The sequence below is a fragment of the Pseudomonas sp. GW821-FHT07F01 genome, from assembly GCF_059418825.1.
Genome location: NZ_JBWKQO010000001.1, coordinates 936,895 through 963,395, shown reverse-complemented (window position 1 = coordinate 963,395; position 26,501 = coordinate 936,895). Strand labels below are relative to the sequence as shown.

The 26,501-nt window shown below is 66.1% G+C and carries 19 protein-coding genes and 3 pseudogenes; 18 read left to right on the top strand and 4 right to left on the bottom strand.

Annotation, left to right across the window (positions count from 1 at the left end):
- Window positions 1-17: 17 nt before the first annotated feature.
- Window positions 18-2,351 carry a bifunctional acylase PvdQ gene (gene pvdQ / locus AC07R1_RS04360; RefSeq protein ID WP_495110186.1) on the bottom strand — a complete coding sequence of 778 codons (2,334 nt, stop codon included), beginning with the start codon at window positions 2,349-2,351 and terminating at the stop codon, window positions 18-20.
- 296 nt (window positions 2,352-2,647) lie between these two features.
- Here pvdQ and AC07R1_RS04355 point away from each other — a divergent pair, with 296 nt between their 5' ends.
- The gene (locus tag AC07R1_RS04355; RefSeq protein WP_011061190.1) at window positions 2,648-3,028 is read left to right on the top strand and encodes a hypothetical protein; all 381 of its coding nucleotides are present in this window, start codon (window positions 2,648-2,650) and stop codon (window positions 3,026-3,028) included.
- 17 nt (window positions 3,029-3,045) lie between these two features.
- Here the strand turns inward: AC07R1_RS04355 and AC07R1_RS04350 are convergent, their stop codons facing one another.
- Entirely contained in the window at window positions 3,046-3,234 is a 189-nt protein-coding gene (locus AC07R1_RS04350) for a hypothetical protein (RefSeq protein ID WP_015635538.1), read from the bottom strand.
- Between the two features lie 171 nt (window positions 3,235-3,405).
- Between AC07R1_RS04350 and AC07R1_RS04345 the strand changes: the two genes are divergently transcribed.
- Window positions 3,406-3,534 (top strand): hypothetical protein, encoded by a 129-nt coding sequence (locus AC07R1_RS04345; protein ID WP_011061188.1) that lies wholly within the window; start codon window positions 3,406-3,408, stop codon window positions 3,532-3,534.
- A 94-nt stretch (window positions 3,535-3,628) separates the two neighbouring features.
- On the opposite strand, the gene AC07R1_RS04340 is transcribed toward AC07R1_RS04345, so the two are convergent.
- The gene (locus AC07R1_RS04340; protein WP_015635537.1) at window positions 3,629-4,543 is read right to left on the bottom strand and encodes a LysR family transcriptional regulator; all 915 of its coding nucleotides are present in this window, start codon (window positions 4,541-4,543) and stop codon (window positions 3,629-3,631) included.
- Between the two features lie 118 nt (window positions 4,544-4,661).
- On the opposite strand from AC07R1_RS04340, the gene AC07R1_RS04335 reads away from it, so the two are divergent.
- A complete protein-coding gene (locus AC07R1_RS04335) occupies window positions 4,662-5,657 on the top strand; it encodes an aldo/keto reductase (RefSeq protein ID WP_495110185.1) in 996 nt (331 codons plus the stop codon).
- A 46-nt stretch (window positions 5,658-5,703) separates the two neighbouring features.
- On the opposite strand, the gene AC07R1_RS04330 is transcribed toward AC07R1_RS04335, so the two are convergent.
- Window positions 5,704-6,237: a hypothetical protein gene (locus AC07R1_RS04330; protein WP_047286406.1), complete on the bottom strand. Its 534-nt coding sequence runs from the start codon at window positions 6,235-6,237 to the stop codon at window positions 5,704-5,706.
- A gap of 441 nt (window positions 6,238-6,678) precedes the next feature.
- Here AC07R1_RS04330 and AC07R1_RS04325 point away from each other — a divergent pair.
- From AC07R1_RS04325 to glgX, 15 genes and pseudogenes are all read left to right on the top strand, one after another.
- Window positions 6,679-7,815 (top strand): annotated as a pseudogene (locus AC07R1_RS04325) (cache domain-containing protein); the annotation flags it as partial.
- Between the two features lie 327 nt (window positions 7,816-8,142).
- Window positions 8,143-8,673 (top strand): annotated as a pseudogene (locus AC07R1_RS04320) (methyl-accepting chemotaxis protein); the annotation flags it as partial.
- A 79-nt stretch (window positions 8,674-8,752) separates the two neighbouring features.
- Window positions 8,753-9,208: an SRPBCC family protein gene (locus tag AC07R1_RS04315; RefSeq protein WP_495110184.1), complete on the top strand. Its 456-nt coding sequence runs from the start codon at window positions 8,753-8,755 to the stop codon at window positions 9,206-9,208.
- Between the two features lie 85 nt (window positions 9,209-9,293).
- Complete coding sequence (locus AC07R1_RS04310) at window positions 9,294-11,042, top strand: copper resistance system multicopper oxidase (RefSeq protein WP_047286403.1); 1,749 nt, start codon at window positions 9,294-9,296, stop codon at window positions 11,040-11,042.
- Window positions 11,032-11,937 (top strand): copper resistance protein B, encoded by a 906-nt coding sequence (locus AC07R1_RS04305; RefSeq protein ID WP_495110183.1) that lies wholly within the window; start codon window positions 11,032-11,034, stop codon window positions 11,935-11,937. The genes AC07R1_RS04310 and AC07R1_RS04305 overlap by 11 nt, the downstream gene beginning before the upstream one ends.
- Window positions 11,938-12,091: 154 nt before the next feature.
- The gene (locus tag AC07R1_RS04300) at window positions 12,092-12,541 is read left to right on the top strand and encodes a DUF411 domain-containing protein (protein ID WP_047286401.1); all 450 of its coding nucleotides are present in this window, start codon (window positions 12,092-12,094) and stop codon (window positions 12,539-12,541) included.
- The gene (locus tag AC07R1_RS04295; RefSeq protein ID WP_047286400.1) at window positions 12,538-12,975 is read left to right on the top strand and encodes a YqaA family protein; all 438 of its coding nucleotides are present in this window, start codon (window positions 12,538-12,540) and stop codon (window positions 12,973-12,975) included. Before AC07R1_RS04300 ends, AC07R1_RS04295 begins: the two co-directional genes overlap by 4 nt.
- 186 nt (window positions 12,976-13,161) lie before the next feature.
- Window positions 13,162-14,172: pseudogene (locus AC07R1_RS04290) on the top strand (alpha/beta fold hydrolase).
- Between the two features lie 15 nt (window positions 14,173-14,187).
- Entirely contained in the window at window positions 14,188-15,141 is a 954-nt protein-coding gene (locus tag AC07R1_RS04285; protein WP_495110182.1) for a D-2-hydroxyacid dehydrogenase family protein, read from the top strand.
- Window positions 15,142-15,673: 532 nt separating this feature from the next.
- Window positions 15,674-17,242: a glycogen synthase GlgA gene (gene glgA / locus AC07R1_RS04280; protein WP_047286397.1), complete on the top strand. Its 1,569-nt coding sequence runs from the start codon at window positions 15,674-15,676 to the stop codon at window positions 17,240-17,242.
- Between the two features lie 13 nt (window positions 17,243-17,255).
- Window positions 17,256-19,052, top strand: coding sequence for a malto-oligosyltrehalose trehalohydrolase (gene treZ, locus AC07R1_RS04275; RefSeq protein ID WP_495110181.1), 1,797 nt, complete (start codon window positions 17,256-17,258; stop codon window positions 19,050-19,052).
- Window positions 19,049-21,130: a 4-alpha-glucanotransferase gene (gene malQ / locus AC07R1_RS04270; RefSeq protein WP_495110180.1), complete on the top strand. Its 2,082-nt coding sequence runs from the start codon at window positions 19,049-19,051 to the stop codon at window positions 21,128-21,130. Before treZ ends, malQ begins: the two co-directional genes overlap by 4 nt.
- Window positions 21,127-23,907, top strand: coding sequence for a malto-oligosyltrehalose synthase (locus AC07R1_RS04265; RefSeq protein ID WP_495110179.1), 2,781 nt, complete (start codon window positions 21,127-21,129; stop codon window positions 23,905-23,907). The genes malQ and AC07R1_RS04265 overlap by 4 nt, the downstream gene beginning before the upstream one ends.
- A gap of 21 nt (window positions 23,908-23,928) precedes the next feature.
- On the top strand, window positions 23,929-24,228 hold the full coding sequence (locus AC07R1_RS04260; RefSeq protein ID WP_015635523.1) for a DUF2934 domain-containing protein: 300 nt from the start codon (window positions 23,929-23,931) through the stop codon (window positions 24,226-24,228).
- 113 nt (window positions 24,229-24,341) lie between these two features.
- Entirely contained in the window at window positions 24,342-26,501 is a 2,160-nt protein-coding gene (gene glgX / locus AC07R1_RS04255; RefSeq protein WP_011061171.1) for a glycogen debranching protein GlgX, read from the top strand.

The following is a 26,501-nucleotide window of genomic DNA, read 5'->3' as shown; positions in this document are numbered from 1 at the left end:
ATGCTCACGCTCAATCGTTACTGGCGCGCCAGTACCGCCCCCTTGCGCGGCTCTTCGATCACCTGCAACTGATACTGGCCATCGGCACGGATCTGCGCTTCGGTAAAGGGCAGCACGCTCCACTGGTTGCGGGCGAAAGCAGCAGTCTGGTCGCGAAAATGCGCTGAGGCCGGGTCGCTGGACAGGGAGAACGCCAGCAGCCCCAGGGCGCGCGGCCCCTGCTCGTCGAAGCTGACCACGTTCAGGTAGCTGGTACCGCTGACCACTTCACGCTTGCCATCGGCCGCCGGCACGCTCTGGATGGCGTTGTACACCCCCAGGCTTTCAGGGCCGCCGGGCACCGGGGTCGGCTGGCCGCCCTGGCTGACCTGCTGGATATCGCCCCAACGAACGTCACTCCCCAGCCCGGCCTCGGCGACCTGCTGCGCCGAAGCCAGCATCGACTCGCGCAGTGCCCGGACCACCGCTGGCCGGCCAATGGCCAGGCCCCGTGGGGTGTGCTGGGGATCTTTCGGGTCAAAGGCCACGCGCCACACGCTGGGGTCCTGCAACAGCGGCTGCATGATGCCCTGGAAGTGCAGGAAGCCCAGGCCGGCCTGCAACCCCGCGCTGCGGTCCCAGGCTTTCAGGCTGGCGCACACCGGCCCCAGGCGCTGGGCATCCGCCCCCAGGTCCTGCTCACAGAACTGCAGCAGATCGGGCATCACCTGGCCGGCCAGGTACACCTGATCGTCCGTGACCAGGTGCTGCAGGTCACTGACCTGGGCCTTGTGCATCCGGCTCAGGCGATCCAGAGCAAAGCGCGCGCGCATCTTCAGCGGCACGTCCTGCTCGCTGATCACCGGCGAAAAGCCTTGCAGCGGCGCCGCCGGGTTGACCATCCAGGCCGAATCGTTGGAATGCTGCAGGTAGTCGTTGCGCGCCAGTTGCGGCAACTGGCTGGCGGCGAAGATCCCCGGTTGCGCCGCTGCCGGGTCGATATCCCAGGCGCAGGCACTGCGCGAGCCATCCAGAACGATGACCCGGGTGCCGGCCCGCGGATCACTGCACTGCGCCAGCTTGGCCTGGGTGACGTTGGGCACCACCGACTGGTTCATGTACAGCGCCCGGCCCCGATCGTCCACCGCCAGGGTGTTGACCCAGGGAATGCCCTGCAACTGGTGCACGCTGTCTTGCAGGCCGGCCACGCTGCTGGCCTGGTTCATCGCGTACCACTGGGCCAGCACCCGGCTGTTGTCCAGGTTGGCGTCGCGCAGGCTGTAGGCATATTGATGATCCCAGTCCAGTTCCCCCGGCCACTGCACGATCGGGCCGAAGACCGAGCTGTAGAGCGTGCGCGTACGCGGCTGCAACTGGCCGTCCGGGCCCTTGCTCTGCACGGTCAGGGTCTGGCGCTCCAGGGGCAGCGAACGGCCGTCCAGCAGGTAGCGGGTCGGGTCCTTGGGGTCCAGTTGCAAGCGGTACAGGGTGAAGTGCTTGGAGGCGTCCACGGTGTGGGTCCAGGCCAGGTGCTGGTTGAAGCCGATATTGATCAGTGGCAGGCCGGGCAAGGCCGCGCCCATCACATCCAGTTGCCCGGGAATGGTCAGGTGCATCTGGTAGAAGCGCATGCCGCCGACCCAGGGAAAATGCGGGTTGGCCAGCAGCAGCCCACGGCCGTTGAACGAACGCTCGCTACCGATGGCCACCGCGTTGCTGCCACGGTCCAGGGCGAAACGCTGCTGGCGTGCCGCCGCCAGTTGCCAGTGCTCGGCCGGCAGCCCGGCCTGGGCCGTGGCTCCAGGTGGCGTGGCCCCGGCCAGGGCCTCGGCGAACTGCCCGGCACCGCCTTCCACCAACAGGCGTCGGGTCAGTTTCACCAGGTCCGAGGTGGCCAGCGGCCGCACCCAGTCACCCCGGCATTGCTCGGGCAGGCCCTGGGCCTGGCGCTCCGCCAGCTGGCGGTTGTAGCCCTCGACGTAACCCTGCATGCGCTCGCGCATCGCCGGGGTCTGGGCCTGCCAGAAGGCCGCCACGGCCTGGGGAGTGTTGAGCCAACTGAAGAACAGATCGCTGCTGAGGTTGTCGCGCTGTTCCAGGGTCTGGCCCTCGGCGCCGAAGTATTGCGAGCGCTGGGCGTTGACCGTCAGCACCTCATTGGCCATCAGGCACAGGTTGTCCTGGGCGTAGGCGTAGCCGATGCCGTAGCCCAGGCCGCGCTCGTCGTCGGCACGGATGTGCGGCACACCAAAACTGGTGCGGCGAATCTCGGCGCGGGTCTGCTCGGGCTGCGCCAAGGCATGGGCGCCACCGCTGAAGCTTAGAAACAGGGCTGCAAGGCAAAAACTCGGTAACTGCCTGGAAATGATCACGCCGACTCCTGATGCAAAAATACAGAACCAGGACTGGTGTGCAGGAGCGGTTGGCAACGCCGCCAGTCTGGGAATCCAGCCGCGCACGGATCACCCGACGCCTGCCTGCCCATAAAGACGAAATGCTTGAAAAAAATTTAATCCGCAAAGGCCAAAAGCCCCGCCATCACATGTCAGCGACCTGATACCGACAAATTTTCTACATTCAGGACTTCATGATTTGCCGTGCTCGTTCGTCTAGTTACTAGAGCATCCATCATTCTTTTCCTGATCAGGCTCTGATAAGGAGTTTTTGCATGTACAACCCGCAACTGCCAATGGACGGCAACACCGTGAACAGCACGCCTTCCCTGAATGCCGGCGCCGGTGTCTTCGGCAAGAACGCCGAGCGCAACAGTAATGAACGAATCAAGCACCTGCTAAAAAGCTTCGGCCTGCGTACCAGCCTGATTCGCCTGAAAGTCATCGACGCCCTGCTCACCGCGGCCCAGAGCGACCGCTCCCTGGGGGTGCGCGGCATCCACAGCCAACTGCTGGAACTGGACATTCCCCTGTCCTTTCTCAGTGTGCGGGAGGTGCTCAAGCGGCTGTGCAGCGAGGGTGTACTGACCCTCAATGCAGACAAGAGCTACAGCCTGCACCAGCAGGCCGCAGCGGTGCTCGACGGTCTCTCCTGAGGCCGTCGAGCCCGGGCTCAGGGCTTGACCTTGCGGCGCATCACGCCGTTGATCACCACCACGACCACCGCCACGCCAATGGCGATGTACTGGAACAGCTTCTCGCTGATGATGCCGTTGTTCTGCAGGTAGGAAAGGCCAAGCATGATTCCCAGTACCACCAGGGAAATCAGAATCGAGTAGATCAAGCGTTGTTTCTGAGTCATTGCCGGGTCCTGAAGCTGAAATTGTATCTGCCGTGTATCAAGATCGATGCCAAGCACATACCCGGATTCGGGGATGAGCCGGGCAAATCGGGGTCACATGGTACAGGCGCGAAGGAGTTTTTTCTTCCTTGTCGTCCTGCCGTGTTCCCCGAGCCCTTTGAGGATTGATCCATGTTTCGTCGAATCACACTGCTGATTCCCCTGCTGGCCATGCTGACCCTGTCGGGCTGCATCATCATGCCCCACGATGGCGGGCACCACCGCTACTACGACGGCGGCCCGGGCTACTATCACCGCTGAGTCATCCGGCCAGCCCACCGGCCCCATGAGCCGCCCGATCTCGCCACCAGCGCCCGCCTTGTCGCGGGCGTTTTGCTGCCTGGCGCCCGACCATTCAGGGGCAAGAAATGTGATTGCCCGGGCGGGCGAACAGCTCCACCAGCCAATCGATGAATACCCGCAGGCGGGTCGACAGGTGCCGCTGGGGCGGGTACAGCGCGGTCAGCGGCAATGCAGGCAGCGGGTAGTCCTCCAGCACCCGCTGCAGGGTCGCGTCCTGCAACTGCCGGGCAACGTGGTAGTACGGGGTCTGGATCAGCCCGTAGCCGGCTTCGCAGGCCGCCAGGTAGCCATCGGCGCTGTTCACCGCCACCCGCTTGGGCAACTGCACCGGCTGCAACTGGCCGGCGAAGAAGAATTCCAGGCCATAACGCTTGCCGCTGACATTGGAGAAATACTCCACCATCTGGTGCCCTTGCAGCTCTTGCGGAGTACGGGGAACCCCCCGCTGGCGCAGGTACCCGGGGCTGGCACAGGTGACTTGCTGCAACTGCGCCAGCGGCCGCGCCACCAGGCTCTCGTCCAGGGCCGGGCCGCCGCGCAGCGCACAGTCCACGCCCTCGCGGATCAGGTCCACCGGGCGGTCATTGAGGCCGATCTCCAGTTCGATCTGCGGATAGCGCGCGGAAAACTCCGGCAGCGCCGGTATCACCAGCAACCGGCCGATGCCCACCGGCATATCGATACGCAACAGTCCACGGGGGTTGTGCCGGGCCAGGGAAAACGCCGCCTCACTCTCCTCCAGGTCCGCCAGCAAGCGTACGCAACGCTGGTAATAGGCGGCTCCGTCCAGGGTCGGGCTGACCTGGCGGGTGGTGCGGTGCAACAACTGCACCCCCAGATGGGCCTCCAGTTGCTTGATCAGAATGGTCACCGAAGCCGGCGGCATCTGCAGACTGTCGGCAGCCTTGGCAAAGCCGCCCAGCTCGACGATACGGGTAAAGACGCGCATGGCGTTGAAACGATCCATGGAGCAAACCTGACGATTATTTAGAATTTAATAATAGTGATAGCACTTTTAGCCTGTTTATCGGCTTTTTGTCGAGTAGCACACTGCAGGCTCTTTCCCCTTACCGGAGCATTCATCGATGCGCACTCGACAACTGGGCCAGGACGGCCCGCAGGTTTCCGCCATTGGCCTGGGCTGCATGGGCATGAGCGATTTCTACACCACCGGCAACGATCCCCAGGAGGCCGTCGCCACCTTGCACCGGGCCCTGGAGCTGGGCGTCAACCTGCTCGATACCGCCGACATCTACGGCCCCCACAGCAACGAAGAACTGATCGGCCGGGCCATTCGCGGCAAGCGCGAACAGGTGTTCCTGGCCAGCAAGTTCGGCATTGTCCGCGACCCGGCCAACCCGGCGGCCCGCGGGGTCGACGGCCGGCCGGAATACGTTCGCGCCGCCATCGACGGCAGCCTGCGGCGCCTGGGGGTGGACACCCTGGACCTGTACTACCAGCACCGGGTCGACCCGGACGTGGCCATCGAGGAAACCGTCGGCGCCATGGCCGAGCTGGTCCAGGCCGGCAAGGTGCGCTACCTGGGCCTGAGCGAAGCCTCGGCGGCGACCCTGGAGCGGGCGCACAAGGTGCACCCGATCAGCGCCCTGCAAAGTGAATATTCGCTATGGAGCCGGGATCAGGAAGACAACGGCTGCCTCGCCGCCTGCCAGCGCCTGGGCATCGCCTTCGTGCCCTACAGCCCGCTGGGCCGTGGGTTTCTCACCGGCGCCTTGAAAAGCCCGGAAGACTTCGCCGCCGACGACTACCGGCGTTTCAACCCGCGTTTCCAGGGCGAGAACTTCCAGCACAACCTGCGCCTGGTGCAACAAGTGCAGCAGTTGGCGGCGGACAAGGGAGTGAGCAGCGGGCAACTGGCCCTGGCTTGGGTGCTGGCCCAGGGCGACTACCTGATTCCGATTCCCGGAACCAAGCAACGACGGTATCTGGAGGAGAACGTGGCGGCGCTGGAGGTGAGGCTGAGCGCCGAGGAGCTGGCGTCACTGGAGCAGATTTTCAGCCCGCAGACCACCGCCGGAACGCGGTATGCCAAAGAAGTCATGGGCTTGCTGGGGCGTTGAAAGCGGAGCTGTGGCGCGCACCGGCAAGCCGTGCGCGCCATGGGAGTCAGGCCTTGGTGGAGACGTTCTTGTCAGTCACTGTGGTGCCGTTGCCCTTGCCATAGTTCTGCAGACCCTGAAGTACATAGATGGCTTTCTTGTACTCGGGGATCAGGTAGTTGGCGTACTTGTTGCCCTTGAGGTTGTTGTTCTGGATGTCATCGAGCTTCATGGCGAAATACTCGAGGGCATTGAACGGCTGATCAGGGTTCTTCGGAATCCCGAAACGGTCGAACTGATCGCCCGCGTTGATCAGGTTCAGCGCCGTGACATCGGAAATCAGGCCATTGTTCTTGAGAAAGGTGCTCATGCCGCCCAGGGACTTGGCGGTGACGTTGGTCGGATCGAAACCCTTGATCTGCTTGTGCAGCTTCAACTGATCCATCTTGCGGATGTCGAGCACAGTAGGGTTCTGGCCTACCAGGCTGAGCATCTGCCGTACCTTGGCGCTTTGGGAAACCGGTTTGGACGAGCTGCCACCGTTTTCCTGCACCAGCAGACCAGCTTTACTGGTCCAGCCGCCGACGTATCCGATTGCCATGCTGTAACTCCTGTAGTCCGGCCTTCCAATCACCTTTTTCAGCGCCATGAAACTTCTGACAAGGCATCTGAATAAGGATGTAAGCCGTGTTGAAACATCTGAATGGGCGCAAGTATCAACGCCGTGGCAAGCACCAACAACGCTTTATTTCCTGAATTTACAATTTTTGTACAAACTCGACACAATTGCCGCAAAGCCCCTGTTTAAAAGGCTTGGCAAGTTTCCCCGGCCATCAAGGTGTCATCTTTTCATGCCTGGCCTTGCCCTTGACCGGGCGCCTTTGCCCTGCCCCACCATCCCTGGGCGCAGCTTTTTTCCAGGGCATGCCTTTTTTTGGACGATCGTACTAAAGAGCGGGAAAACCGCGCCGACATCCTGTGGATGCCCTGACAAGGCATCCCATTCCCGAATAATAAAAATCGCTCGGTAAGGACAGGTCCCATGCCCGCTTTGCGCACGATTCAAGCCCGCTACACGCTGTTTCTGGTCCTGTTCATTGTCTTGATGCTGATACTCACAGTGGTGGGCATCAGCCAACTGGTAGCACCCAAGCTGCGTCATACCGAAGAACAGGTAGCCCTGAACCGCATCGCCGAAGTGGCGCAGCGTATCCAGGGCGAACTGAACAAGGTCCAGGCCCAGCAACGCAGCATCACCCAGACCATTCCCCTGCTCGACAGCGACAGCATCGACAAGGTCCTGCCGGGCCTGGTGGACCAGTACGGTGAACAGAAAGTCTTCGGCGGCGGCATCTGGCCCCTGCCCGGCCAGCGCACCCCGGGGCGCAACAAGCACAGCACCTTCTGGCACCGTGATGCCTCCGGCAAGCTGGTGGTCAACACCTTCTGGAACAGCGACCCGGCACCCAACTACTACGAGCAGCCCTGGTACCTGGGCGGCATGCAGACCGCCCCCGGCCAGTGCGCCTGGGCCGCGGCCTACAAGGACGATGCCAGTGCCGAGCCGCGCACCAACTGCGCCATGGCCATCCGCCGCGACGGCCAGCCCTGGGGCGTGGCCACCATCGACGTGACCCTGGGATTCTTCAACGACCTGGTGGCGCGCCAGGAGCAGGCACTCAAGGCCGAGATGCTGATCGTCGAAGCCGACGGCAAGATCATCAGCAACAGCTCGCGGATCAACGGCCCGATCATGCTCAAGAACATCCGCGACCTGAGCCCCGGCTCCCCCTTCGCCGCCCAGGTCCAGGCCGCCCTGCAGCAGCGTGACCAGGGGGCAAGGCGCGTCGAGTTCGACAACGCCGGGGTGCCCAGCACCTTCTTCATGCGCGCCATCGAAGGCACGCCCTGGTTTCTCGCCAGTGCCCTGCCGACCCAGCTGATCACCGCCCAGCGCGACGACGTGCTGAGCACCCTGAGCCTGTTGCAGATCCCCATGGTGATCCTGCTGGTGTTGCTGCAGGTCTATGCGATCCGCCAGCTGGTGCAGCGTATGAAGATCCTCAAGGGCAATATCGACGCCCTGGCCACCGGCGACGCCGACCTGACCCGGCGCATCGTGATCCGCGCCGAGGATGAACTGGGGGCCATCGGCCACTCGGTGAACCGCTTTATCCAGTACCTGCAACAGATGATCGGCGAGGTCACCCAGGCCACCGAGGCCATGGCCGGGAGCCTGGGGCAGTTGCAGCAGAGCTCGGCCCACAGCCAGCAGATCCTGTTGCGCCATGCCTCGGAAACCGATCAGACGGTGACCGCCATTACCGAAATGAGCAGCACCGCCGACAGCGTTGCCGCCAACGCTGCCCAGACCGCAGACTTCACCCGCCGCGCCAACGAACACGCAGAACGCTCCCGGGTGGTGGTGGGCGAAGCTTCCGGCAGCGTCATCGCATTGATCGACGAAGTCGCCGATGCCACCCACAAGGTCGAGGCCATGCAAGCCGACGCCCAGCGCATCACCGAGGTCCTCGGGGTGATCGGCGCCATCGCCGGGCAGACCAACCTGCTGGCCCTGAACGCCGCGATCGAGGCCGCCCGGGCCGGGGAACAGGGCCGCGGCTTCGCCGTGGTCGCCGATGAAGTGCGGGCCCTGGCCGCGCGGACCCAGGACAGCACCTCGCAGATCAACGAAATGCTCGCGCGCCTGACCCAGGGCGTGAGTTCCTCGGTCAGCGCCATGGAAAACACCCAGGCCAGTTGCCAATCCGCGGCGGATGCCACGGCCCGGGTCAACAGCGGGCTCGACGAAATGGCCGACTCGGTGAGCCAGATCAACAGCCTGAGCACCCAGATCGCCACCGCCGCCGAACAGCAGAGCGCCGTGACCGAGGAAATCAACCGCAGCATGGTGAGCATCCGACACATGGTCGAGGAACTCGTGGACAGCGCCCGGGCCGGGGAAAGCAACACCCAGAGCCTGTTGCAGGCCAATGCCCAGGTCAGCCACCTGATGAGCCGCTTCAAAGTCCGCTGAACGGTCTGCCCCCGCCCCTGGCAGCCCGCCGGGGCGGGGCTATATTTCAGGCTCCGGTCACAAGGACGTGAGGTGTCCCATGGGTCAGCGCCAGACACATCTGTTGCATGAACAGATCAGCCACGAACTGTTTATCCAGGCCAGTATCGACACCGTCTACTACTACGTGACGCAGCCGGACCGCTGGCCGGAGTGGCACCCTTCCAGCCTGCGTGCCGACACCGGCCTGTGCGGTTCATTGCCTGCAGGCCACCGCTTCAGTGAGACCATGGACTTGCTGGGGGTGCAACTGCCCATCAGCTACCGGGTGCTGGTGGCGGTGTTTCCCAAGGAGTTCAAGACCCTGTTCAGTTCCGCAGCGCTGGACGGTTCGCTCCACTACCAGTTGAGCAAGCAGGGGCACGGCACACTGTTCCGGCGCACCCTGGAATACGCCACCGACCTGCAGCTCAGTGGCCTGCGAGCACGCATGGAGCAGCTTTCGAGCCAGGCCCTGGGCAACCTCAAGCAGCGCCTGGAACAGCCCGACGACTGACAAATCTGTAATGCCCACCTCAGTTTCCTGACAGCCAGCGCCGATTAGAGTCCGCTCCAATCCGCTGACTGACTGGAAGCCTCCGATGCCGCGCCCCTCCTCGTTCCACAGCCCCTCCCGCCGCACCTTCGTCAAGGCCCTGGCTGCCGGTGGCGTGCTAGCCGGCTTCGGCCTGTGGCGCAACCCGGTCTGGGCCATCAGCAGCCCGGGCCAGCCCGAGGTCCTGGCCGGCAGCGACTTCGACCTGTGCATCCAGCAGTTGCCGGTGAACTTCAGCGGCCGGCCACGCAAGGCCATGGCCATCAACGGCAGCCTGCCCGGGCCCTTGCTGCGCTGGCGCGAAGGCGACCGGGTGACTGTGCGGGTGCGCAACCGCCTGGACCAGCCCAGTTCCATCCACTGGCACGGGATCATCCTGCCGGCCGACATGGACGGCGTGCCCGGCCTGAGCTTCGAAGGCATCGAGCCCGGCGGGCTCTACCGCTACAGCTTCCCGGTCAAGCAGCACGGCACCTACTGGTACCACAGCCATTCCGGGCTGCAGGAACAACTGGGGGTGTATGGCCCGCTGGTGATCGACGCCCGGGAACCGGAACCCTTCAGCTACGACCGCGACTACGTGGTGCTGCTCTCGGACTGGAGCGACGAGGAGCCGGGGCAGATCCTGCGCACCCTGAAGAAACAGTCCGACTACTACAACCAGCACAAGCGCACCCTGGGCGACTTTATCGAGGACGTCGGCCGCGACGGCTGGGCGGCCACGCTGGCCGAGCGCAGCATGTGGGCGCAGATGAACATGACCCCCACCGACCTCGCCGATGTCAGCGGCGCCACCTATACCTTCCTGCTCAACGGCCAGGCCCCGGGCCAGCCATGGTGCGGGCTGTTCCGCCCCGGCGAACGCCTGCGCCTGCGAGTGATCAATGCCTCGGCCATGAGCTATTTCGACCTGCGCATCCCCGGGGTGCAGATGACCGTGGTCGCCGCCGACGGCCAGCACGTGGTGCCCGTGACCGTGGATGAGCTGCGCATTGCCGTGGCCGAAACCTTCGACGTGCTGGTGCAACCCGGTGCCGGAGCCCACGCCTTGTTCGCCCAGGCCATGGACCGCAGCGGCTATGCCCTGGGCACCCTGGCCAGCGCCCCCGGGCTCGTGGCCGAGGCACCGGCCATGGACCCGCGACCGCTGCTGGGCATGACGGACATGGCCATGGGTGCCATGGATCACGGGGCCATGCCGGGCATGGACCATGGCGCCATGGCCGCCATGGATCACGGCGCGATGAATACCGCGATCAGCCACCCGACCTCGGAAACCAACAACCCCCTGGTGGACATGCAGGCGGTGAACCCCATGCCGCGCCTGGACGATCCGGGCATCGGCCTGCGTGACAACGGCCGCCGGGTGCTGCGCTACGCCGACCTGAAAAGCACCTTCGCCGACCCCGACGGTCGCGAACCGAGCCGGACCCTGATCCTGCACCTGACCGGGCACATGGAAAAGTTCGCCTGGTCCTTCGACGGCATCCCCTTTGCCGAAGCCGAACCCCTGCGCCTGCGGTATGGCGAGCGGCTGCGCATCGAACTGGTGAACGACAGCATGATGGCCCACCCCATCCACCTGCACGGGCTGTGGAGCGACCTGGAGGACGAACACGGCCGCTTCCAGGTGCGCAAGCACACCATCGACATGCCGCCGGGCACCCGCCGCAGCTACCGGGTCACCGCCGATGCCCTGGGGCGCTGGGCCTATCACTGCCACCTGCTGTACCACATGGAAAGCGGCATGTTCCGCGAAGTCCGGGTCGAGGAGGAACGCCACCATGAAGCTTGATCACCCCCGCTTCACCCGGCAGCCCAGCGTCGGCCTGAGACTGGGCCTGCTCCTGCTGGCCTGGCCCTGGGCACCGGCACAGGGCGAGTCGATGCCAGGCATGGACCACTCCAGCGTGCCCGGGACCGCCATGGGCGCCATGGACCACTCGCAGATGCCCGGCATGCAGGCGCCAACCCCCACACAAAGCCGCACACCGATCCCGGTGCTGACCGATGCCGATCGGGCGGCGGTCTACCAGGGCTCCAGCGGTCACATCCACGGCCCGTCGCTGAACACTTTCCTGCTGGTGGACCAGTTGGAATGGCAGGACGCCGACCCGGGCGGCAGCGTCGCCTGGGAGGTCGAGGGCTGGGTCGGTGGCGACCGCGACCGGCTCTGGCTGCGCAGTGAAGGCGAACGCACCCGGGGCGTTACCGAGCACGCCGAGCTGCAAGCCCTGTGGGGCCATGCCCTTGGCCCCTGGTGGGACCTGGTGGGCGGCCTGCGCCAGGACTTCAAGCCCGGCACACCGCAGACCTGGGCCGCCCTGGGGCTGCAAGGCATGGCCCTGTACAACTTTGAAAGCCAGGTCACCGCCTACCTCGGCGAGGGTGGCCAGGCTGCCTTGCGCCTCAAGGGTGACTACGACCTGCTGCTGACCCAGCGCCTGATCCTCCAGCCCTCCGCCGAGGTCAACCTCTATACCCGCAACGACCGGCAGCGGGGCCTGGGCGCAGGCCTGGCGGACAGCGAAATCGGCCTGCGCCTGCGCTACGAGATCCGCCGCGAGTTCGCCCCCTATATAGGGGTGACCTGGAACCGCAGCTACGGCCGCAGCGCCGACTACGCCCGGGACGAGGGCGAGCTGGACAACGATCCGCGCCTGGTCCTGGGCCTGCGCCTATGGTTCTGAAGGCCACGACCGCTGGCCAGCCTTGGTATCACCTTGAAACAAAAGCCGGCGGCGGCCAGCGAAAAAAACCGCAAAATGCACCACCCCGAGCGTGCAACCGCGGGTGGCCGGCCATGCCACCCTTCCTTATTGATCAGCGACAAAGAGACTTTCGATGAACACCTCACTGCGTCTGGCGGCCCTGTCCGCCCTGCTGATCGGCTCCCTGGCCCAGGCTGGAGAACTGATTCCCATCGACGTGCACCGCGACGCCAACTGCGGCTGCTGCAAAAAGTGGATCGAGCACCTGCAGGACAACGGCTTTGCCGTGACCGACCACGTGGAAAGCAACATGAGCGCGGTCAAGCAGCGGCTCGGCGTCGCCCCACGCCTGGGCTCCTGCCATACCGCAGTGATCGACGGCAAGTTCGTCGAGGGCCACGTGCCGGCCGAACAGGTGCTGGCCCTGCGCAAGCGCGATGACCTGCTGGGCATCGCCGCCCCGGGCATGCCCATGGGCTCCCCCGGGATGGAAATGGACGGCATGGGCGCCGACGCCTTCCAGGTCATCGGCCTGACCCGCGAGGGCAAGGACGTGGTCGTCGCGGACTACCCGGCCCGTTGATCTTCGGCGCCTACTTCGGCCTGTTCCTGGCGGCGTTCGGCGCCGCCACCCTGCTGCCCCTGCAATCGGAGGCGCTGCTGGTGGGGTTGCTGCACAACAGCCAACTGGCAGTGCTGGGGCTGTGGCTGGTGGCGACCCTGGGCAATGTCCTGGGCTCGCTGGTCAACTGGTGGCTGGGCCAGCGCCTGGAACACTACAAGGAGCGCCGCTGGTTTCCGGTCAGCCCCCGTCACCTGGAGCGAGCCCGGGTGCCTTACCAACGCTATGGTCACTGGACGCTGCTGCTGAGCTGGATGCCGCTGATCGGCGATCCGCTGACCCTGGTGGCCGGCGTCATGGGCGAACCCCTCAAGCGCTTCCTGCTGCTGGTCACCCTGGCCAAGGGCGCGCGCTACGCCGTGCTGGCGTGGCTGACCCTGGGCTGGATCGGCTGAGCGCCCGCAGCTCCCCATCACCACGCCAGCGCGCAGGAGCTGGCTTGCCGGCGAAAGCGCCCGCCCCGGCACCACCTGCCCCAGGGCCTCCCTTGCCGGCAAACCGGCACCTAGGATTTGCCTGTGGCTTAACGTCGCCCTAATCCGGCCGTTACAGCATCGCCTGCAACCTTGCGGAGTGTCTTTATGCCCCTTGCTACCCCTGGCTGGCTCAGTGCCTTGCTGCTGCCCCTGGCCCTGCCTGCCCTCGCCGCCCAGGCGCCGGTCTACGGTCCCGAACTGCAGGGCTTCGACTACCCCTATCCCTTGCACCATTTCAGCTTTGTGTCCCAGGGCCAGGCACTGCAGATGGGCTATATGGATGTACCGCCCCAGAGCCCGGCCAACGGGCGCAGTCTGGTACTGATGCACGGCAAGAACTTCTGCGGCGCCACCTGGGAGGGCTCGATCAAGGCCCTGAGCGCCGCCGGCTACCGGGTGATAGTCCCGGACCAGATCGGCTTCTGTACCTCCAGCAAGCCCGAACACTACCAGTACAGCTTCCAGCAACTGGCGCAGAACACCCATCAACTGCTGGCAAAGCTTGGCGTCACCCAGGCCAGCCTGCTGGGCCATTCCACCGGCGGCATGCTGGCCACCCGCTACGCCCTGTAATACCCCGACCAGGTCCGGCAACTGGCCCTGGTCAATCCCATCGGCCTGGAAGACTGGAAAGCCCTGGGCGTGCCCTGGCGCAGCGTCGACCAGTGGTACCAGCGCGAGCTGAAGCAGACCGCCGAGGGTATCCGCCGCTACGAGCAGCAGACCTATTACGCCGGCCGCTGGAAGGCCGAGTACCAGCGCTGGGTGGACATGCTCGCCGGCCTCAACCAGGGCCCCGGCAAGCGCCTGGTGGCGTGGAACTCGGCGCTGATCTACGACATGATCTTCAGCCAGCCGGTGTACTACGAATTCCAGGACCTGAAGATGCCGACCCTGCTGCTGATCGGCACCGCCGACACCACCGCCATCGGCAGCGATATCGCGCCGCCCGAGGTCAAGGCGCGCATCGGCCACTACCAGGAGCTGGGCAGGCAGGTGGCGCAGCGCATCCCCCATTCGACCCTGGTGCAGTTCCCGGGGCTGGGCCACGCACCGCAAATGGAACAACCCGAGCCTTTCCACCAGGCCCTGCTGGGCTGGTTGAAGCAACCCTGAGCCAGGAGCCCGAACATGACACTAGAGATTGCGGTAATCGATGATTGGCAGGACGTAGCGCGCGAGGTAGTGGACTGGTCGGTGCTCGATAGCATCGGCCGGGTCAGCTTCCTTCACGACTACCCGGCGGACCCCGCCACCCTGGCCCGGCGCCTGCAGCCGTTCCAGGTGATCTGCGTGATGCGCGAGCGCACCCGGTTCGATGAAACCCTGCTGCGCAGCCTGCCCCAGCTCAAGCTGCTGCTCACCGGCGGCCTGCGCAACGCCGCCATCGACCTCAAGGCGGCCAGCGCCCTGGGGATCCAGGTGTGCGGCACCGACAGCTACAAGCACGCCGCGCCGGAGCTGACCTGGGCCCTGCTCATGGCCCTGAGCCGCAACCTGCTGAGCGAAGCCTGCGCGCTGCGCGCAGGCGGTTGGCAACAAGGCCTGGGGGGCGATCTGCACGGCAAGACCCTGGGCATTCTCGGCCTGGGCAACATCGGCCAACGGGTGGCGCAATTCGGCCAGGTGTTCGGCATGCGGGTGATTGCCTGGAGCGAGAACCTCACCGCTGAACGCGCGGCCGCGGCCGGCGTGACCCCTGTCGACAAGCAGCAACTGTTCGAACAGGCCGATGTGCTCTCGGTGCACCTGGTGCTCAGCGAGCGCAGCCGTGGCCTGGTGGACGCCCAGGCCCTGGCGTGGATGAAGCCCGGGGCGCTGCTGGTCAATACCGCCCGCGGGCCGATTGTCGATGAAGCCGCGCTGATTGCCGCCCTGGAAGAGGGCCGGCTGGCGGGGGCCGCGCTGGATGTGTTCGACCAGGAACCCTTGCCTGCCGACCACCCCTTGCGGCGCTTGCCCAATGTTCTGGCCACGCCCCATGTCGGCTATGTCAGCCGGCAGAATTACCAGCAGTTCTTCGGCCAGATGATCGAAGACCTGCAAGCCTGGCACGCTGGCCAGCCGATCCGCCTGCTCAACTGAAAGCCCCGTGGCGATCGCCAGGCAAGATCCTGCGCAGCTTTTCCCCGCCTCACAGCAACGCTGGGCACAGGAGCCCGCCAGTGTCCGATCTTTGGGCGGCGCCGCACCACAACGGCACCGGCCCACGGCTGCCCCTCCCCATTTTCGCCCCCGGGCCGCAACGGCCCTGCTCCCGGGCAGTGCATGGCCGACCTTTCGTCGGGACGCATTCGCTGCCCACCCTGCCAACCCCTGGAAACGCCCACCTCCCCCGGCACCGCTCTAGGTTCTGTCCTAGACTGAATTTCGCACTGTGACCGGGCAGTCACATTCACCGAGAAAAAGTCGAAACTTTTCGCTTCGGCCCAAGGTCAGGTTAAAGGTAGGGTCGCTGCCACTGGTGCATTCCTTGCAACGGCTCCTCCACCCTTTCTGCTTCCACGCTCGCGCAGCGCAGGCTGATCGACGTGTGGCGCGTTTGCGTCCGGCCACAGGAATTGGCCACGCGCGGCGCTTGAGACACCAGAACAGATCAATAAAACGGGAGAGACACATGATCAGCGCCGTATTGGACACTCAGGGAGATCACCCTCAACAGCAGGCCGGCGAACGCGCCGCCCCCTCAATTCCGGTCCCTGGGAACAAGACGGTGCTGCCGCTGGCGCGGCCCAATCCCAACCGCAAGCGAGTGCTGTTCGTCACCTCGGAAATCGCCGACCTGGTGAAGACCGGTGGCCTGGGCGATGTTTCCGCTGCCCTGCCCAGGGCCATGGCCCACCTGCACGATGTGCGGGTACTGATCCCCGGCTACCCCCAGGTGCTGCATAGCGAGAACCCGATCCACATCATCGGTGAGCTGGGTGGCCACGCCGCACTGCCGGCCTGCAAGATCGGGCGCATGGACATGCCCGACGGCCTGGTGATCTACGTGCTGATCTGCCCGGAACTCTACGAGCGCGAAGGCACGCCCTACGGCGCCAACAACGGCCGCGACTGGCCGGACAACCACATTCGTTTCGCCCGCCTGGGGCTTGCCGCGGCGGATATCGCCGCCAACCTGGCGCAGATCCACTGGTGCCCCGACCTGGTGCACGCCCATGACTGGCCCGCCGGGCTGGCGCCGGCCTACATGCACTGGCGCGGGCAACGCACGCCGACCCTGTTCACCATTCATAACCTGGCCTACCAGGGCGTGGTCAGCCTGGCCTCGTGCCCGGAACTGGGCATCCCCGAGCATGCCCTGCAACAGGAAGGCATGGAGTTCTACGGCAAGCTCTCGTTCCTCAAGGCCGGCATGGCCTACGCCAGCCACATCACCACGGTCAGTGCCACCTACGCCCAGGAGATCACCACCCCGGCCTTCGGCTGTGGGCTTGACGGCTTTCTCGCCAGCAAGACCCAACAGGGCCTGCTCAGCGGCATCCCCAACGGCATCGATGAAAGCTGGGACGCGGCCACCGACACCCACCTCATGCACCCTTTCAGCATCGGCGACTGGGACGGCAAGGCGGCCAACGCCGCCCATGTACGGCAGATGTTCGGCCTCGACGCCAGCAACGGCCCGTTGTTCGCCGTGGTCTCGCGGCTGGTCTACCAGAAAGGCCTGGACCTGACCGAAGCGGTGGCCGAGTTCATCGTGCAGTCAGGCGGTCAGATTGCGATTATCGGCCGCGGCGAGCCGGAGGAAGAACAGTCCATGCGCGCCCTCGCCCAGCGCTTCCCCGGCCGCATCGGGGTGCACATCGGCTTCAACGAGACCGACGCCCGGCGCATGTTCGCCGGCAGCGATTTCCTGCTGATGCCCTCGCGCTACGAGCCCTGCGGCCTGAGCCAGATGTACGCCCAGCGCTTCGGCTCGTTGCCGGTGGCGCGCAACACCGGCGGCCTGGCAGACACCATCGAGAACGGCGTCACCGGTTTCCTCTTCGATGAATCCACCGTGGCCAGCTACCAGGAGGCCCTGACCCGGGCCTTCAAGGTGTTCGCCTACCCGGCGCTGCTCAATGCCATGCGCTGCCGGGCCATGGCCGCGCCCTTCAACTGGTGCAAGGCGGTGGAACCCTACGCCGAACTCTACGAGCAACTGGTGGCCAAGGCCCTGGGACAGGCCGCCCGACAGTAAGAGGCAAGGACCGATGCCCCCAAGCACGCTGCACACCTGGACTCATGGCGCGCGGCTGCTGGATGCCGAGCACACCCGGTTCGCCCTGTGGGCGCCGGATGCGCGCTGCGTCAGCGTCGAACTGGCGGACGGCCAGTCGTTGCCCATGCAGCCCCAGCCCGAAGGCTGGTTCATGACCCAGGCGCGCTGCCCCGCGGGCAGCGCCTACCGTTTCAATATCGACCAGCGGATCCAGGTCCCCGACCCGGCGTCCCGGGCCCAGCTCGGTGACGTCCACGGGCCAAGCCTGGTGGTGGACCCCGAGCGTTATCAATGGCAGCACCCGCAGTGGCGCGGCCGGCCCTGGCACGAGGCGGTGATCTACGAACTCCACGTGGGGGTCATGGGCGGCTATCAGGCGGTACAGCACGCCCTGCCGGCCCTGGTGGAACTGGGGGTGACCGCCATCGAGCTGATGCCCCTGGCGGAGTTTCCCGGCGAACGCAACTGGGGCTATGACGGCGTCCTGCCCTACGCCCCGGAAGCCTCCTATGGTTCGCCCGACGAGCTGCGCGCGCTGATCGATACCGCCCATGGCCTGGGCCTCGCCGTGATCCTCGATGTGGTCTACAACCACTTCGGCCCCGACGGCAACTACCTGCAGGAGTACGCCCAGGGCTTCTTTCGCCAGGACCTGCACACCCCCTGGGGCGCTGCCATCGACTTTCGCCGCCCGCAGGTCAGCGAGTTCTTCATCGACAACGCCCTGATGTGGCTGCTGGAGTACCGTTTCGACGGCCTGCGCCTGGACGCGGTGCACGCCATCGACGATCCGGATTTCCTGCGGCAACTGGCGCAGCGGGTCCGCCAGGCAGTGCCACCCGATCGCCATGTGTGGCTCAACCTGGAGAACGAGTTCAATCAGGCCAGCCTGCTGCAACAAGGCTTCGACGCACAGTGGAACGACGACGGCCACAACGCCCTGCATGTGCTGCTGACCGGCGAAACCGACGCCTACTACGCCGACTTCGCCGAGCAGCCCACTGAGCAACTGGCCCGCTGCCTGAGCCAGGGTTTCGCCTTTCAGGGCCATGCCAACCGACATGGCGAGGCCCGCGGCGAACCCAGCGGCCACCTGCCTCCCAGCGCTTTTGTGCTGTTTCTGCAAAACCATGACCAGATCGGCAACCGCGCCTTTGGCGAGCGCCTCAACCAACTGGCGCCGACCCAGGCCCTGCACGCGGCCACGGTGCTGTTGCTGCTGTCGCCGATGATTCCGCTGCTGTTCATGGGCGACGAAGTGGCCGCCCAGGAGCCGTTCCTGTTCTTCACCAGCCACCAGGGCCAGCTGGCCGAAGCGGTGCGCGAGGGCCGGCGTAACGAATTCGCCGCCTTCAGTGCCTTTGCCGACGCCGAGCAGCGCCAGCGCATTCCCGACCCCAACGCCGCCTCGACCTTCCAGGCCTCGCGCCCACGGGCCCAGTCCCGGCAGGCCGAGGCCACCCACGCGCTGTACCGCAGCCTGTTGCAGATCCGCCACCGCGAGCTGGTTCCGCGCCTGCCCGGCGCCCGGGCCCTGGGCTGCCAGGTACTGGCCGAAGGCGCCCTGAGTGCGCGCTGGCGCCTGGGGGACGGCAGCCTGTTGCGCATCGACCTCAACCTCAGCCCGCACCAGGTCGAACTGGCCGCCGAGGCTGCGCCGCAACTGTGCTTCGAATACCCGCCGCACACCCTCAAGCACTGGTGCCAGGGCCAACTGCCTGCCTACAGCGTGCTGGTGCTGCTGGCCCCCACCGCTTCCCCGACCGACCCAGATGGAGAATGCCTATGAGCGATGCGCAACTGGAACTGCTTGCCAGCCGCGCCGGCCTGGCAGTGGACTGGATCGATGCCAACGGCCGTGCCCAGAGGGTCGAGGACCGAGTCCTGCGGGCTGTCCTGGCCGGCCTGGGGCATCCGGCCGAAGACCCGCAGCAGGTCGAACAGAGCCTGCTGCAATTGCAAGGGGTGCAACAGAGCCGGCACCTGCCACCGCTGCTGACCGCCGACCACGGCCAGAGCCTGGACCTGGCGCGCTACTTCCCCCCGCACACGGCCTGTTTCCTGCGGCTGGAGGACGGCAGCCCGCTGCACCTGGACCTGGATGCCGAGAGCCGGCTGCCGGGCTCGATTCCGGTGGGTTACCACGCCGTGAGCATCGACGACGAACACTTTGTCCTGGCGGTGGCCCCCGAACGCTGCTTCAGCGTGGCCGACGCCGTGCACCAATCCACCCCACGGGCCTGGGGCCTGAGCGTGCAGCTGTACGCCTTGCGCCACCCCGGCGATGGCGGCTTCGGTGATACCCAGGCCCTGGAGGAACTGGCGCGCCAGGCCGCCGAACGCGGCGCCGATGCCCTGGCCATCAGCCCGCTGCATGCCATGTTCAGCAGCGATCCGCTGCGCTACAGCCCCTATTCACCTTCCAGCCGGCTGTTCCTCAACAGCCTGTATGCCGCCCCTGGCGCGATCCTCGGCGACCGCGCCTGGCGCACCGCCATCGAAGCCTGCGGCCTGGGCGAGCAACTGCAGGACCTGGAACAGTTGCCGCTGATCGACTGGCCCCTGGCGGCCCAGGCCAAGTTGCGGGCGCTGCGGGCGCTGTACGAAGGCTTCTGCCAGGGCGAGCACCCGCTGCACGAGGACTTCGCCAGCTACCGCCGGGCGGCCGGCGAAGCCCTGGAAAACCACTGCCGCTTCGAAGCCATCCAGGCCCAGCGCGCTGCCCGTGGCGAGGACCTGGACTGGCGTCACTGGCCGCCGCAATGGCGTGATCCGGCCAGCCCGGCCCTGGCTCATTTCGCCGAGGAACAGGCCCACGAAATCGGCTTCCATGCCTTTTGCCAGTGGCTGATCGCCCGCAGCCTGGAGCGAGCGCAAAGCGCGGCCCGCAGCAGCGGCATGGGCATCGGCCTGATCGCCGACCTGGCGGTGGGCGCCGACGGCGGCGGCAGCCAGGCCTGGAGCCGCCAGGAGCAGTTACTGGCCAACCTGACGGTGGGCGCGCCACCGGACATCCTCAACCGCCAGGGCCAGAGCTGGGGCATATCGGCCTTTTCCCCGGAAGGCCTGCAACGCCATGGTTTCCGCGCTTTCATCGAAATGCTGCGGGCCAACTTCGCCCATGCGGGGGGCCTGCGCATCGACCATGTGATGGGCCTGCAACGGCTGTGGGTGATTCCCCTGGGCGCGCCCCCCAGCGATGGCGCCTACCTCTATTACCCGGTGGACGACCTGCTGCGCCTGCTGACCCTGGAATCCCATCGCCACCAGGCCATCGTGCTGGGCGAAGACCTGGGCACAGTGCCCGACGGGCTGCGGGAAAAACTCGCCGCCCGGGCCATGCTCGGCATGCGTGTGCTGTTGTTCGAACAGGACCACGGCTGCCACTTCAAACCCATCCTTGACTGGCCGGACAATGCCCTGGCCACCACCAGCACCCATGACCTGCCGACCCTCAACGGCTGGTGGCATGGCCGCGACATCGACTGGAACCAGCGCCTGGGCCTGGTGGACGAAGCGGCGGCGCGGCACTGGCGCGAACATCGCCAGCACGAACGCAACGGCCTGCGCCACGCCCTGGCCCAGGACCCGCAGAACTTTCGCGAAGAAAGCCACGAGGCCGACCAGGTGGTGGATGCCAGCGTGCGTTTCCTCGGCCACACCCGGGCGCCCCTGGTGCTGCTGCCCCTGGAGGACGCCCTGGGCATCGACGAACAGGCCAACCTGCCCGGCACCCTCGACAGCCACCCCAACTGGCGCCGGCGCCTGGCCACTGCCAGCCGGTGCCTGCTGGACGACAGCGACGCGGCGCGGCGCCTGGAACTGCTGGCCTGCGCCCGACAGCAGGCCCTGGAGCGTGACCGATGAGCCCGCCAACCACGCCCATGCCACGGGCCACCCTGCGCCTGCAATTTCACCGGGGCTTCACCCTGGATCATGCGCTGCCCCTGGTGCCCTACTTCGCCGGCCTGGGCCTCAGCCACCTCTACGCCTCGCCACTGCTCTGCGCGCGGGCCGGGTCCATGCACGGCTACGACGTGGTGGACCCCACCCGGGTCAACCCCGAGCTGGGGGGCGAGGCGGCCCTGGTACGGCTGGTGGATGCCCTGCGCCAGCACGGCATGGGCCTGATCCTGGATATCGTCTCCAACCACATGGCGGTGGGCGGCAATGACAACCCCTGGTGGCTGGACCTGCTGCAATGGGGGCGCCTGAGCCCTTACGGTGAGTTCTTCGATATCCAGTGGCATTCCCCCGACCCGCTGATGGAAGGCCAGCTGTTGCTGCCCTTCCTCGGCAGCGACTATGGGCAGGCCTTGCAGGAAGGCAGCCTGCAACTGCAGCTGGACGACGACCGCTGCGGTTTCCATGTTCGCCACTATGAACACTGTTTCCCCATCTGCCCCGCCGACTTCGGGGAACTGCTGCGCCTGGCCGGCCCGCCGGACGCCGCCCAGGCCCTCAAACCCCTGGCCGACAGCTTTGCCGCCCTGCGTTTCAGCGGCGACGCCCACGCCCAGGCACAACCGCTGCAGCAGGCCCTGGGCCAGCTGTTGCAGCAACCGGCGCTGCACCAGGCCGTCACCGCCCACCTGCAAGGCTACGACTCACGCCACGACGAAGGTTTCCAGCGCCTGCACCGTCTGCTGGAGCAGCAGAGCTATCGCCTGGCCAGCTGGCGCACCGCCGCCGACGACATCAACTGGCGACGCTTCTTCGACGTCAACGAACTGGGCGGGCTGCGGGTCGAGCGCCCGGCGGTGTTCGAAGCCACCCACGGCAAGATCTTCGAGCTGATCCAGCGTGGCCTGGTGGATGGCCTGCGCATCGACCATATCGATGGCCTGGCCGACCCGCGCAGCTATTGCCGCAAGCTGCGGCGCCGGATCGACCGCCTGCGCCCGGGCCAGCACCTGCCGATCTACGTCGAGAAGATCCTCGGCGCCGGGGAAACCCTGCACCGCGACTGGGGCGTGGATGGCAGCACCGGCTATGAGTTCATGAACCAGCTGTCGCTGCTGCAGCAGGCCCCTGCAGGCCAGCCGGTGCTGGCCCAACTGTGGAGCCGGCACAGCCAGCGCCCCGCGGCGTTCGCCGAAGAGGCACTGCTGGCCCGTCAGCAGATTCTCAACGGCTCCCTGGCCAGCGATTTTGAAAGCGTGGCCCAGGCCTTGCTGCAGGTGGCGCGCCTGGACCTGATGAGCCGCGACCTGACCCTGGGGGCCATCCGCCGCGCCTTGCAGGAACTGATCGTGCACTTCCCGGTGTACCGCACCTATATCAGCGCCTGTGGCCGCGGGCAGCAGGACCAGCAGTTATTCCAGCAGGCCCTGGATGGCGCGCGCCAGAGCCTGGGCGAGGCCGACAGGCCGGTGCTCGATTGCCTGGAGCGCTGGCTCGGCGGCCAAAGCTGGCGCCAGCAGCCTCCGGGCCGTGGGCGCAAGCTGCTGCGCCACGCCTGTGTGCGTTTCCAGCAACTGACTTCGCCCGCCGCGGCCAAGGCCGTGGAAGACACCGCCTTCTACCGCTCGGCGGTGCTGCTGGCACGCAACGACGTGGGCTTTAACAGCGAACAGTTCAGTGCGCCGATCGCCGCCTTCCACACGGCCTGCCAGCAACGCCTGGCCAGCTTCCCCGACAACCTGCTGACCAGCGCCACCCACGACCACAAACGAGGCGAGGACAGCCGCGCGCGCCTGGCGGTACTCAGCGAACGGGCCCCCTGGTATGCCGCCCAGGTAGAGCACTGGCGCACTCTGGCCGCGCCCTTGCGCCAGCAGGCGGATGCGCCTTCGGCGGGGGACGAATTGATCCTTTACCAGACCCTACTGGGCAGTTGGCCCCTGGAACTGGGGGCCGAGGATCAGGCGGCCCTGCAAGGCTATGAAGAGCGGATCTGGCAATGGCAGCTCAAGGCCCTGCGCGAGGCCAAGCTGCAAAGCAGCTGGGCGGCGCCCAACGCAGAATACGAAGAGGCCGTGCAGGCCTTTGTCCAGGCCCTGCTGCTGGCGCCCCAGGGCCTGGCATTGCGCCAGTCGATTGCCGCGGCGGCCCGGGCCATTGCCCCGGCGGGCGCCCTCAACAGCCTGGCGCAAACCTTGCTGCGCATGACCGTGCCTGGGGTCCCCGACCTGTACCAGGGCAACGAGTTCTGGGATTTCAGCCTGGTGGACCCGGATAACCGCCGGCCGGTGGATTACCCGGCCCGACAGGCGGCCCTGGAGCGCGGCGGCGAACCACGCCAGTGGCTGGCCCAGTGGCACGACGGACGCATCAAGCAAGCCTTGATCGCCCGCACCCTGAACCTGCGTGGCCAGTACCCGGAGCTGTTTCGTCGGGGCCGCTACCAGCCGCTGCCGGTGCTTGGCCAGCATGCCGGGCGGGTCCTGGCGTTCATGCGCGAGCACGGTGCACAACGGGCAGTGGTGATAGTGCCGGTGCGGGTCGCCGGCCTGCTGGAGGATCGCGCAATGCCCTTGATCGAGGCGCCGCTGTGGGGCGATACCCGGGTGCAGCTACCGTTCGACGCCTCGGGGCAAAAGCTGAATGGACTTTTTTCCACGGTGGCAGTCACACCCCACAGGGAGCTGATGCTTAGCGCCGCACTGCAAGACTTTGCGCTCAACCTTTTGATTCAACCTTGAATTCAGTCCAGGAGCATTGCGATGAGTACCGACGACAAACGCATTCGTGAATTCGCTTATCAGATCTGGGAGTCGGAAGGTAAGCCAGAGGGCCAGGAAGCCCGGCATTGGGACATGGCCCGCAAGCTCGCCGAGGCCGAAGCCCTGGCTCCAAGCACGCCACCCAAGGCCGGCAAGGCCAAGCCTGCCACCGGAAAGCCCGCCGCCAAGAGCGCGGCCAAGCCCAAGGCCAAGTCGGCCGCCGCCGTGGTAGTGCCCCCGGGAGAAAAACCCGCGGCGGCGAAGAAGCCCCGGGCGCCGCGCAAACCGCCGGCCAACTGACACCCGCCGGCCATCTCGTCCTCGTCAACCCGTGGCGCGCCCGCGCGCCATAAGGGTCGCGTTCGCCCTGAAGAAAGGGCCCGGCCCGTCACCGTCTCACTGCAGGAGCAACCATGAGCAGATCCAAGCAGCCCGCCGCCACTCCCGAGAGCGAACCCTCGCGCATTCGTGAAGGCCTGCCCTTCCCCCTCGGCGCCACCTGGGACGGCCTGGGGGTCAACTTCGCGCTGTTCTCGGCCAATGCCACCAAGGTCGAGCTCTGTGTGTTCGATGATGCCGGCGAAGTGGAACTCGAACGCATCGAACTTCCGGAATACACCGACGAAATCTTCCACGGCTACCTGCCCGACGCTCACCCGGGGCTGATCTACGGCTACCGCGTGCACGGCCCCTACGACCCGGCCAACGGTCACCGTTTCAACCCCAACAAACTGCTGATCGACCCCTATGCCAAGCAACTGGTGGGCGAGCTGAAATGGTCCGAGGCGCTGTTCGGCTACACCATCGGCCACCCGGATGCCGACCTCAGTTTCGACGAGCGCGACAGCGCGCCCTTCGTGCCCAAGTGCAAGGTCATCGACCCGGCCCACACCTGGGGCAACGACCAGCGGGTCAGCGTGCCCTGGGACAAGACCATCATCTACGAGACCCATGTGCGCGGCTTCACCATGCGCCACCCTTCGGTGCCCGAGAACCTGCGGGGCAGCTTCGCCGGGCTGATGGTGGACGACGTGCTGGAGCACATCCGCAAGCTCGGGGTGTCGTCGGTGGAGCTGCTGCCGATCCACGCCTTCGTCAACGACCAGCACCTGCTGCACAAGGGCATGACCAACTACTGGGGCTACAACAGCATCGCCTTCTTCGCCCCCGACCCGCGCTACCTGGCCAGCGGCAAGATCGCCGAATTCAAGGAAATGGTCGCCCACCTGCACGAAGCCGGGCTGGAGGTGATCCTGGACGTGGTCTACAACCACACCGCCGAAGGCAACGAGCAAGGCCCGACCCTGTCCATGCGCGGCATCGACAACGCCTCCTACTACCGCCTGATGCCCGACGACAAGCGCTTCTACATCAACGATTCGGGCACCGGCAACACCCTGGACCTGAGCCACCCCTGCGTGTTGCAGATGGTCACCGACTCGCTGCGCTACTGGGCCACGGAAATGCACGTGGACGGCTTCCGCTTCGACCTGGCGACCATTCTCGGGCGTTACCACGACGGTTTCGACGAGCGCCACAGCTTCCTCGTGGCCTGCCGCCAGGACCCGGTGCTGCGCCAGGTGAAGATGATCGCCGAACCCTGGGACTGCGGCCCCGGCGGCTATCAGGTGGGCAACTTCCCGCCGGGCTGGGTGGAATGGAACGATCGCTTTCGCGACACCGTGCGGGCCTTCTGGAAGGGCGATGACGGCCAGCTGGCGGATTTTGCCGGGCGCATGACCGCCTCCGGCGAGATGTTCAACCAGCGCGGCCGCCGGCCCTACGCCTCGGTCAACTTCGTCACTGCCCACGACGGTTTCACCCTGCACGACCTGGTGTCCTACAACGACAAGCACAACGAAGCCAACGACGAGAACAACCAGGACGGCAGCAACAACAACCTGTCCTGGAACCACGGCGTCGAAGGCCCCAGCGACGACCCCGAGATCAACGCCCTGCGCCTGCGCCAGATGCGCAACTTCTTCGCCACCCTGCTACTGGCCCAGGGCACGCCGATGGTGGTGGCCGGCGACGAATTCGCCCGCACCCAGCACGGCAACAACAACGCCTACTGCCAGGACAGCGAGATCGGCTGGGTCAACTGGGAGCTGGATAACGACGGCAAGTCCCTGCTCAAGTTCGTCAAGCGCCTGATCAAGCTGCGCCTGAGCTACCCGATCCTGCGGCGCGGGCGCTTCCTGGTGGGCAGCTACAACGAGGACATCGGGGTCAAGGACGTCACCTGGCTGGCTCCCGACGGCAGCGAGATGACCACCGAGCACTGGCAGGACCCCCATGGTCGCTGCCTGGGCATGCTGCTGGACGGCCGCGCCCAGGAAACCGGGATCCGTCGCCCCGGGGCCGATGCCACGCTGCTGCTGGTGGTCAACGCCCACCACGACATCGTCAACTTCCGCCTGCCTGAGGTGCCCGCCGGGGAGTTCTGGACCTGCATGCTCGACACCAACCAGCCGGCGGTGCGCGGCCAGGAACGCTTTGCCTTCGGCCACGAGTATTCGGTGACCGGGCGCTCCCTGCTGCTGTTCGAACTGCAACATGAGGAAGAAGACTGA